The organism is Moorena sp. SIO3H5 (genome assembly GCF_010692395.1).
Lineage (GTDB): Bacteria > Cyanobacteriota > Cyanobacteriia > Cyanobacteriales > Coleofasciculaceae > Moorena.
Window position 1 is genome coordinate 1 of sequence record NZ_JAAHHS010000267.1, and the last position, 10,918, is coordinate 10,918.

Consider the following 10,918-nt stretch of genomic DNA (forward strand, 5'->3'; position numbering starts at 1 on the left):
TGCTTGTGCGGCTTCTAGGGCTTCTGGGAGTAGGTTTTCCGGCAACTGTGGTGCTATTTCTCTGAAGGCATAGGCTCGGCTCGATTCATCGGTAATTGACTGTGCGATTTCTAGAGCTTGTAATAGTAGTTTTTTCGAAAAATATGGTGCTAGTATTTTTATGGTACTAGCTTTTCCCGACTCTTCAAATCCACTATCGTTATGTAAAATCGAGATTTTTATATGTCTAATTGCTTCAAGGGCTTCTGGTAAGATTTCCGGCAAATGTGGTGCTAGTTCTCTCAGGGCTCTGGCTCGCTCCCACTCATCGGCAATTGACTGTGCGGCATCTAGGGCTTCTGGTAGGGTTTCCGGTAGGGTTTCCGGTAACTCTTGTGCTAGTTCTCTCAGGGCTCTGGCTCGGTCTGTATTATTGGTAATGTCTCGTGCTGCATCTAGGGCTTCTGGTAAGATTTCCGGCAAATGTGGTGCTAGTTCTCTCAGGGCTCTGGCTCGGTCTGTGTTATTGGTAATGTCTCGTGCTGCATCTAGGGCTTCTGGTAAGATTTCCGGTAACTCTTGTGCTAGTCCACTCAGGGCTCTGGCTCGGTTTGTGTTATCGGTCGCCCTTGCCAATTCTAGGGCTTGTGGCAGCAAGCTTTCCGACAAATGTCGTGCTAATCCATTCAGGGCATTGGCTCGGTCTGTGTTATTGGTAATGTCTCTTGCGGCTTCAAGGGCTTCTGGTAAGATTTCGGGCAACTGTGGTGCTAGTGCCCGCAGGGCATTGGCTCGCCTCCACTCACCAGTAATGGCTCGTGCTGCTTCAAGGGCTTCTGGTAAAATTTCAGGCAACTGTGGTGCTAGTGCTATGAGGGCATTGGCTCGCCTCCACTCATCAGTAATGGCTCGTGCTGCTTCAAGGGCTTCTGGTAAGATTTCAGGCAACTGTGGTACTAGTTCACTCAGGGCATTGGCTCGGCTCCATTCATTGGTAATGGCTCTTGCGGCTTCTAGGGCTTCTGGGAGTAGGTTTTCCGCCAAATGTGGTGCTAGTGCGCTCAGGGCATCGGCTCGGTGAAACTCATCGGTAATGGCTCGTGCTGTTTCTAGGGCTTCTGAGAGTAGGCTTTCGGGCAAATATGGTGCTATTTCACTTAGAGCTCTGGCTCGGTGAAACTCATCGGTAATGGCCTGTGCGATTTTGAGGGCTTCTGGGAGTAATGTTTCGGGCAAATATGGTGCTATTTCACTTAGAGCTCTGGCTCGGTGAAACTCATCGGTAATGGCCTGTGCGATTTTGAGGGCTTCTGGGAGTAATGTTTCGGGCAAATATGGTGCTAGCTCTTTTAGTGCTTCTGCTCGATTACTAGGATTTTGTATGTATTTAAGGTAAGCCAAAGCTTGAACTGGAGTCCACACCTGTTTCTCTACCAGGGCTGCCATCAATTTTCCTGGTATATCCCCAAGCAAACTATTGAGGGAAGACACCATCAAGGCATAACGGCACTGCAAACTAATGGAACGAGTTGGTGAAGAGGAAAAAGCCTCTTCTGCTAACTGCCAAGCCTTGGCCACATCCTTGACGAAGCCTCCCAGTTGATCCAGACGTTCACAAGTTTCATACCAACCATTGCGTCCAGCCTCTGTTTCCTCCTGCAGCAGCTGGTGTACTTCCTCTACCCAACCTGCTTTTTCTAAATGCCAGGTCAGATAACTGTGACTATAGCCATCGTCCGGTAGGGTATGCCATAACCCGTTTTCGGTTTTTTGGCGATAGCGCTCTAGGAGTTGACCATGGGCTTGGGGCCAGGTTAATCCCAAACCCGGTAAGCTTCCCTCTGCCCCTGTAGCTGCTTGAGCAGTTAGCAACCGACGCGCCATATCATGAACCAAGTCATGGAGCTGATAGCTGGGAGTGCCATTAGTGGATTTACCAGATAGCAGTAGAGCCTTTGACTTAAAATACTGTAAGGTTCTTCTTGCTTCTCGTGGACTTACATCCCACAAGGTTGTCCCTAAAGCCGGACTAATCGAGACATCTTCTGGCAAGACACCCAACCAGGCAAATTGCTGAAATTTTTCCGATGATAATCGCCGTAGACTGAGATTAAAGGATGCCACTAGGCTGTAGTGCTTGCGTCGTTTTTCATCAACCTCTTGGGCACCTGGTAAATCTAAGGTTTCCAACAGAGCAATTTCCGTTTGCAGGTCAGTGAGTAACTCCCTCCAGGAAATACCATCCGCTACTTGTGCTGCCGCTAACTCCAGAGCTAGGGGTAAGTAACCCACTGTTGTGGCTAGGGCTTGGGCTTGTTTACGGTCTGACCCCTGGAGTTTAGAACCCCCATACTCTTCCAGTAAGGCTAAGGCTTGTGAGGGACTCATCAAATCTAAATCATAGCGAGTCACTCCCACAATTTGAGCTTCACGAGTGGTCACTAAGACCCGGCACTTAGCACCACCAATCCGAAACGGTTCCACATGGTCTGGGTTCCAAGCGTCATCTACTACCAGCAGGGTAGCCTTCTCAAACAGCAAGGTTTGTAAATGTCTAGAAGCCGCATTAGTATTAGTGGGTTTGTAGTCATGGTCTCCCAGTGCTTGGATCCAACTACTGAGAAAAGACAGCAAATCTGGCTGCTGACCCAAGGTTGCCCACAGAATACCATCGGCAAAATGAGTCTGTACCTCTGGGTCATGGGCAATAGCAGCAGCCAAGGTAGATTTACCAATCCCCCCTAACCCATAAATGGCGCTAACTACCAGAGTTCCCTTCTTAGCTGTCTGCTCAGAGAGTAAGGATTGCTTCAGGTCTTGGCTTACCTCTGGGCGCTGGATAAAGTAAGCTGGTAGGGGTGGGGCTTGGAAGGGAACCCCTGGCTTAGGACGAAGGGCTTGGCAGGTTTTGGGAGTAGTAGCAGTTGTTAGGGATTGCTGTTTGGATTTATCTGGTCGTTTATTGTCCCACTGTTGATTAAATAGTTCTAGATTTGTGGCTAGGTCTGGAGCGTAGAGTGTCAGGGTAAAATGCCTTTCTTCTGTTCCTTTCTTCTTGACACGGTTGTCTTCTAAAATTCCTAAGAAGTCTTCCATCCGCTGCAAGGCTTCTACCACTTGAGCCTTGCTGAGACTACCTGGATAGTTATCCTGCTTGGTGAGTTGGATTAAATATCTGGTCTGAGTTTCAATTACTAGTTTTGGATGAGTTGAGGTTTTCTCTATCCAACGGAATTTAATATCGGGATTCCCCTGATTAGCGATGTCTTGGGCAAAGGAAACTAATGCTTCAAATAGACGCAGTGCTCTGGCTTTAACTGTAGGACCGTAAGTAGGTCTTGGCATGCTATTGGGGGATGGGCAAGAAAAAAAACTTGAGGGTTAGGGTAGGTTTTCCCAAAATTGCAGAAGCTACCCTCAACTAGTTTAGCCTTGATATACGGTGGTTGTAGGTACCCTAAACCTCGTTGTTGCTTTTGGACACTACCCCCAGGTCACTATGGATTCAGTTAGGAAATCGAAGCTTTACCATGAATGACCTCAAAGAGCAAGTCATTGATAATCAAATCGTTGACACTATAGCATTAGTCGAACAACCACAGCCCCTAATGGAAAATCCTGCACTCTGGCTCAAGGATGGGGACAGTCCAGCGGAAATGATTTTAGCGATCGCAGTGTTAGTGGGAGCATTGACTAGATTTATCCAGGTGGTGGGTCCTTGGTTTAAGAAGCAGGATGGGTGATCCCCCCTAACCCCCCTTAATAAGGGGGGAAATGGAATGAGCATCTTGGTAGAACTGGCATCTTGCCAGTTTCAATAGTGTGGAACTGGCATCATGGTAGAACTGGCATCATGGTAGAACTGGCATCATGGTAGAACTGGCATCTTGCCAGTTTCAATAGTGTGGAATGAGCATCAGGCGTGGAACTGGCATCTTGCCAGTTTCAATCCTAAACCCTAGAGTAAACAAGGGTTTCAGTCTCTATTCCCTATTCCCTATTCCCTGTTCCCTAAGGTAATGCGATCGCATCCGTTTCCACACACCTAAACCCTATAGTAAACAAGCATTTCAGTCCCGATTCCCGATTCCCGATTCCCTGTTCCCTTCTACGAGATCCCACGCTCTGATAGACTTAAGAACTGTAAACAAATAATTAAGAAAATAAGCTCATCTAGCTTTTGGGAGAACGGGCGCTTTGGAAAATACACTAGGTTTAGAAATTATAGAAGTCGTAGAAAAAGCTGCGATCGCATCCGCCAAATGGATGGGTAAAGGGGAGAAAGACACTGCTGACGAAGTGGCTGTAGAAGCCATGCGGGAGCGGATGAACAAGATCTATATGCGGGGTCGCATTGTAATTGGAGAAGGGGAGCGGGATGATGCTCCGATGCTCTACATTGGTGAAGAAGTTGGGATTTGTACCCAAGAGGATGCTGCCACATTCTGTAACCCAGATGAACTGATCGAAATTGATATTGCCGTTGACCCCTGCGAAGGTACCAACCTAGTGGCCTATGGGCAAAACGGTTCCATGGCAGTGCTAGCTATTTCCGAGAAAGGTGGTCTATTTGCAGCTCCTGACTTCTACATGAAAAAGCTGGCAGCACCACCCCAAGCCAAGAATCATGTAGACATCAACAAGTCCGCAACCGAAAATCTTAAAATTCTCTCCGATTGTCTAGAGCGCTCCATGGAGGAATTGGTGGTAGTTGTGATGGACCGTTCCCGTCACGAGGGCTTAATCAAGGAAATCCGGGGAGCTGGTGCTCGGGTGCGACTGATTAGTGACGGTGACGTTTCCGCCGCCATCTCCTGTGCCTTTGCTGGTACCAATATCCATGCCTTGATGGGAATTGGTGCTGCACCAGAAGGGGTAATCTCAGCAGCAGCAATGCGTGCCTTAGGGGGACACTTCCAAGGTCAGCTAATCTACGATCCCGCCATCGTGAAAACTGGTTTGATTGGGGAGAGCAAAGAAAGCAACATTGCACGCCTCAAAGAAATGAATATTACCGACCCCGATAAGGTTTACAATGCTGAGGAACTAGCCTCTGGTGACACCGTACTGTTTGCTGCTTGTGGCATCACCCCAGGAACCCTGATGAATGGGGTTCGGTTCTTCCAAGGTGGAGCACGGACTCAAAGCCTAGTTATTTCCAGTCAGTCCAAGACCGCTCGGTTTGTGGACACCGTTCATATGTTTGAACAGCCCAAGTATATCCAATTGAGCTAACTATTAGGAAAAGGGTTTTAACCCTGTAGGTAAGCTATCAGCTTATGTGCTACGCACACGCTACGCGAACAGCTATCAGCCGTCAGCTGAATCCTTACCCGTGTAGCGCCTAAGCGCAACAGTAGTTCAAGCTTGAAGGAAGGTTGAATAAATTAGTTTAACCCTTCCTTCAATTTCGTTGTAGGAAACATTTGTAGTAAAAATTTTTACCAACAAACCGATAAATAATTATCAAGATAACGGTTTGAATAAAAATTATTGTAGAAGTCGGTAACAGGGAACAGCGGATATTGAAACAGGGAAAAGAGCATAATAATTGAGGCAAACACTATCCTAAAAAAACTTTTACCAAAAGTTTTTACTAATCAAGTAGGAAAACAGGACTTTTTCCCTACTCCCTACTCCCTATTCCCTACTCCCTACTCCCTACTCCCTACTCCCTACTCCCTAAAACCAAATACAAAAGTTCCTCACCTTTTTAAGAATTGCTATAACTAATACTGCCATTAAACGTTCTGATAAAAAACATGAACATTGCCGTAGTAGGTCTGAGCCACAAGACAGCACCGGTTGAAGTCAGAGAAAAACTCAGCATTCCAGAAGCCCAGTTAGAAACTGTGATGCCCCACTTATGTAGCTATCCTCATATAGAAGAGGTAGCCATACTGAGTACTTGTAATCGGTTAGAAGTTTATATAGTCACCACAGAAACTGATGCAGGAATTCGAGAATTGTGCCAGTTTCTGACAGAAAAAGCTGGCATTCCTCTAGCCAAGTTGCGCCCCCACCTATTTATTCTGTTGTATCAAGATGCAGTCATGCACTTAATGCGGGTTGCTGGCGGTCTAGATAGCCTCGTCTTAGGAGAAGGGCAAATTCTAGCTCAGGTCAAAACCACCCATAAACTTGGTCAGCAACACAAGGGAATTGGACGTCTACTTAATAAACTGTTTAAACAAGCAATTACTGCCGGTAAGCGAGTTCGCACCGAAACCAGTATTGGCACTGGGGCAGTATCCATTAGCTCAGCAGCAGTAGAGTTAGCTCAGCAGAAAGTAGAAACCCTTTATGGCACCTCTTTGACCCCCTATATAATAGCAATTATCGGTGCTGGCAAGATGTCTCGCTTACTGGTGAAACATCTGCTGGCCAAAGGTGCTGCAGATATCTCCATTCTGAATCGTTCCACCAAACGGGCTGAAGAGTTAGCCCAAGGGTTTCCCAAAGCAGAGCTAAAACTCCATGCCTTGTCAGATATGATGACAGTGGTTGCCCAGTCAGATATCGTATTTACTAGCACCGGTGCCACCCAACCACTCCTGACTCGCTCGAATTTAGAAGGAGTGTTGCAGACTAGCCAGTCATTAATGCTAATTGATATTTCTGTGCCTCGCAATGTAGCAGCGGATGTTGATGAGCTAGAGACTGTCCACTCATTCAATGTGGATGACTTAAAAGCAGTAGTAGCACAGAATCAAGAAAGCCGTCGTAAGATGGCCATGGAAGCAGAAGAACTCTTATACCAAGAAGTAGAAGCCTTTGACATCTGGTGGCGTTCCCTAGAAACCGTTTCTACCATTAGTAGCTTGCGCAGCAAGGTCGAAACAATCCGTGAGCAAGAGCTAGAGAAAGCTCTATCCCGTCTTGGGTCAGAATTTGCCGAAAAACATCAAGAAGTGATCGAAGCCCTAACCAGAGGGATTGTTAACAAAATCCTTCATGACCCCATGGTGCAATTACGAGCACAGCAAGATATTGAAACCCGACGCTTGGCCATGGAATCGTTACAAATGCTATTCAATTTAGATAATGGCAAGCAACCAATTTAGCAGCTTGTAGGGTGGGCAAAAACAGTATGGTTCAAATCAGTATTATAGATCACAGCACTTTGCCCACCCTACTGGCTATCAGCTATCAGCTATCAGCGATTAGCGCTACGCCCACGCGTGCGCGTTCAGCTAATACGCTACTTGAAAAATAAGCTGACCGCTGACTGCTGACAGCTCAATACTTAGTTTTTGATAGACCACGCTATCCTGGTAATGACTCAAAACTAAAGACCAATGACCAAACTCTCTCGCTGGGTTACTGGGCTACTAGGTATATGGATAGCTTGGAATTTGCTATCTCACCTGGTAGCAGAAATTTTATGGTTTACGAAAGTGGATTATCTATCTGCTTTCGTGCTGCGTTTGGAGACCCAGCTGAGTTTGTGGGTAATTGTATTTATCCTATCATTGGGGTTTTTGCGGACGAATTTATCCTTAGCCAACCAATTCAAGCATCCGAAAAATTTAGCAGACCTCGAGATTACCTGGCTAAAAGGGTTTAAAACTCTTGACTCTTCATCTTTAACCCTTAACCAAACACAGTTAAACTCACCCTCCCCCATCGTGAAATCCGGAGTGAGAGCGGATAGAAAATTTTCTAGAAAACGCCCAGCCTTCAGATTGCGATCGCTTTTGCCCTTTGCCCTAGCACTCAGTTTATTAGTTGGGGTAGTGCTGTTGTACTACGGAAAAATGGCCTTTTCCGTTTGGGATTTCCATCGGGAAACCTTGTCAGCCAGCTTTCTGAGTGAAGCAAGACCCCCCTTACCATCACCATTGGGTTGGGTATCTCTAGGAAAGCTATTTTTATCGGAATCCAGAAGCACTCTGGTTTGGCAGCTGGGGATGATCTCAGCAGTGATGGTAGGGCTAATGGTAAATGCTCAGTTGTGGTTAAGAGCGATCGCCCTAGCACTAAGTTTTTCCTGGGCGATGGTGATCTCAGAACAATGGGGCAGAATTTTAGAGTATCTCTATCCCACTGCCTTTAACACTACCGAGCCACTATTTGGACAGGATATCGGCTTCTACGTATTTGGTGTACCCCTATGGCAACTATTGGATTTTTGGTTAGGGGGATTATTTCTCTTTGGTCTAGTTGCAGTATGGCTAATTTACTTAACCTCAGGCAATAGTCTTTCAGATGGGAAATTTCCAGGATTTTCCCAAAACCAACTACGGCACCTGTATGGCCTTGGGTCTGCTGTGTCCGCAATCACAGCCTTCCACTATTGGCTTTCCCGGTACAACTTACTGTATTCAACCCGTGGTGTGGCTTACGGTGCTGGTTACACCAATGTCTCAGTCAAGTTGCCCTTTAATACAGGATTGAGCATTCTCGCCTTTGCGATCGCACTGTTGTTACTCTTGAGGTCAATTGTCTGGATACGCCGTCTGCCCACCAAAATACCAGTAGCATTGTGGATACTCGGCTTATACCTAGGGATATGGGGGATTGCTGGGGTAATCTTACCTGCAGCAGTGCAACGGTTTAAAGTCGAACCCAACGAGTTAGCCTTAGAACGACCCTATATTGCTCGGACTATTGCCCTGACCAGAGCAGCCTTTGACCTGGATAGTGTTGAAGTTGAAACCTTTAACCCCCAAGGTAATCTGACCAGCACCGATCTAGAAAAAAATCACCTAACCATCGACAACATTCCCCTGTGGGATACCCGCCCCTTATTACAAAGTAATCGTCAGTTGCAACAACTGAGACTTTACTACAAATTTCCCGACGCCAATTTTGATCGCTACACCATTAAAGTTAATTCAAACCAGTTAAAGGCTGGGTTGAATAATGTTGGCAGGTTGAATGTTGATAGGTTGAAGGCTGGGTTGAATAATGTTGGCAGGTTGAATGTTGATAGGTTGAAGGCTGGGTTGAATAATGTTGGCAGGTTGAATGTTGATAGGTTGAATGTTGATAGGTTGAAGGCTGGGTTGAATAATGTTGGCAGGTTGAATGTTGATAGGTTGAATGTTGATAGGTTGAATGTTGCCAGGTTGAATCTTAACTGGTTGAATCTTAACTGGTTGAATCTTAAAAGTTCAAACAACACCATTAAACCTAATAACCTTAAACCTGCTAACTTTAAACCCAATAACCTTAAACCCAATCACCTTCAACCTTCAACCAAACAACCTTCAACCCCTAAACCCAATAACCTTAAACCTGCTAACTTTAAACCTGCTAACTTTAAATCTGCTAACTTTAAAGCTGCTAACCTCAAACTAAATACAAAAACTAACAAACAACAAGTACTCATTGCTGCCAGGGAATTAGACTATGATGCTGTGCCCAAACAAGCACAAACCTGGGTTAACAAACACTTAGTCTATACCCATGGCTATGGCTTTACCCTCTCTGCCGTGAATCAGGTAGGAGAAGGAGGATTGCCATATTACTTTATTAAAGACATCGGTTCTGGTGCAGATGAAGGGGCCAAAGGAAGCTTATATACATCCTCTCCAGAGATTCGTGATAGTATCCCCATTGGTCAACCCCGGATTTACTACGGAGAACTGACCAATAACTATATCATGACCTCCACCAAAACTCAGGAATTAGACTATCCCAGTGGAGACGACAACGTTTACAACACCTACGATGGGACTGATGGTGTTAGCCTAAACTCCTTTTGGCGGCGGTTAGTGTTTGCCCAGTATCTCAAAGACTGGCAGATGTTACTGACTGGGAATTTCACACCCGAAACAAAGTTACTGTTCCGCCGTAATATTCGGCAACGGATTCAAGCGATCGCTCCCTTTTTACGCTATGACGCTGACCCCTACCTAGTAATTGCTAATACTTCTGAAAGCGAATCAGCCGTCAATGAGAATTATCTCTACTGGATTGTGGATGGGTACACCACAAGCGATCGCTACCCCTATGCCGACCCAGGTGACAACCAGTTTAACTACATCCGTAACTCTGTAAAAGTGGTTATTGATGCCTACAATGGCGATGTTAGTTTCTACATAGCTGACCCAGAAGACCCGATTATTCAAACCTGGAGTAAGATTTTCCCCAATTTGTTCAAGTCACTGGATGAGATGCCCACCACCTTGCGGACTCATCTGCGCTACCCCATTGATCTATTTAACATCCAATCTGAGCGGTTGTTATCATATCACATGACTGACCCCCAGGTCTTTTACAACCAAGAAGATTTGTGGCGGATTCCCCAGGAAATTTATGCTGGTAAATCTCAACCAGTAGAGCCTTACTACATTATCATGAAACTGCAAAAGGAGACATCAGAAGAATTTATCTTGCTCCACCCCTATACACCTACAGGTCGTAATAATTTAATTGGTTGGTTAGCTGGTCGCTCTGATGGAGATCAATATGGCAAGTTATTACTTTATCAGTTTCCCAAGCAACAACTAATTTATGGACCAGAGCAAATTGAAGCCCTGATTAATCAAGATCCAGTCATCTCTCAACAAATTTCCTTATGGAATCAAAAAGGGTCAAGAGCAGTTCAGGGAAATCTTTTGGTTATTCCCATCGAGCAATCCCTACTGTATGTTGAGCCATTGTATATAGAAGCTGAGCAAAATAGTCTCCCAACATTAGTGCGAGTTATTGTGGTTTATCAAAACCAAATTATTATGGCTCAAAATCTAAAAGAGGCCCTTGATGCCATCTTTAATCCAGATCAAAGTAAGACATCAGCAATTGTACGTCCAGTCGAAGAAACTACACTCCCTTAGAATATTTTTTTCCGATTCCCGATTCCCGATTCCCTAGCTTACAAATAAAAAAATCGGGGTAAAGCATTGCCATCCCCGATCAGATTCTATCGTATTGCACTGTCTTAGTCGCGACCATTAAGAGCAATCAGCAGGCGCAAAATGAACACGAACAA

5 protein-coding genes are annotated in these 10,918 nt (G+C 45.6%); 4 read left to right on the plus strand and 1 reads right to left on the minus strand.

What is annotated here, in order from left to right:
* Positions 1 to 3,324: NB-ARC domain-containing protein (locus F6K52_RS24430; RefSeq protein WP_293084051.1), on the minus strand; the 3,324-nt coding region annotated here is incomplete at its 3' end.
* Between the two features lie 185 nt (positions 3,325 to 3,509).
* On the opposite strand from F6K52_RS24430, the gene F6K52_RS24435 reads away from it, so the two are divergent.
* From F6K52_RS24435 to F6K52_RS24450, 4 genes are all read left to right on the plus strand, one after another.
* Positions 3,510 to 3,722, plus strand: a complete 213-nt coding sequence (locus tag F6K52_RS24435) for a hypothetical protein (RefSeq protein WP_293084054.1) — start codon at positions 3,510 to 3,512, stop codon at positions 3,720 to 3,722.
* 454 nt (positions 3,723 to 4,176) lie between these two features.
* Positions 4,177 to 5,214: a class II fructose-bisphosphatase gene (glpX, locus tag F6K52_RS24440; RefSeq protein ID WP_293084057.1), complete on the plus strand. Its 1,038-nt coding sequence runs from the start codon at positions 4,177 to 4,179 to the stop codon at positions 5,212 to 5,214.
* A 527-nt stretch (positions 5,215 to 5,741) separates the two neighbouring features.
* Positions 5,742 to 7,043 carry a glutamyl-tRNA reductase gene (locus tag F6K52_RS24445; RefSeq protein ID WP_293084058.1) on the plus strand — a complete coding sequence of 434 codons (1,302 nt, stop codon included), beginning with the start codon at positions 5,742 to 5,744 and terminating at the stop codon, positions 7,041 to 7,043.
* A gap of 234 nt (positions 7,044 to 7,277) precedes the next feature.
* The gene (locus tag F6K52_RS24450; protein ID WP_293084062.1) at positions 7,278 to 10,763 is read left to right on the plus strand and encodes a UPF0182 family protein; all 3,486 of its coding nucleotides are present in this window, start codon (positions 7,278 to 7,280) and stop codon (positions 10,761 to 10,763) included.
* Positions 10,764 to 10,918: the final 155 nt, after the last annotated feature.

What these genes read in the sequence shown, in the direction of transcription:
- F6K52_RS24450 (WP_293084062.1), top strand. Translation starts at nt 7,278, where the DNA reads ATGACCAAACTCTCTCGCTGGGTTACTGGGCTACTAGGTATATGGATA.
- F6K52_RS24435 (WP_293084054.1), top strand. Translation starts at nt 3,510, where the DNA reads ATGAATGACCTCAAAGAGCAAGTCATTGATAATCAAATCGTTGACACT.
- F6K52_RS24445 (WP_293084058.1), top strand. Translation starts at nt 5,742, where the DNA reads ATGAACATTGCCGTAGTAGGTCTGAGCCACAAGACAGCACCGGTTGAA.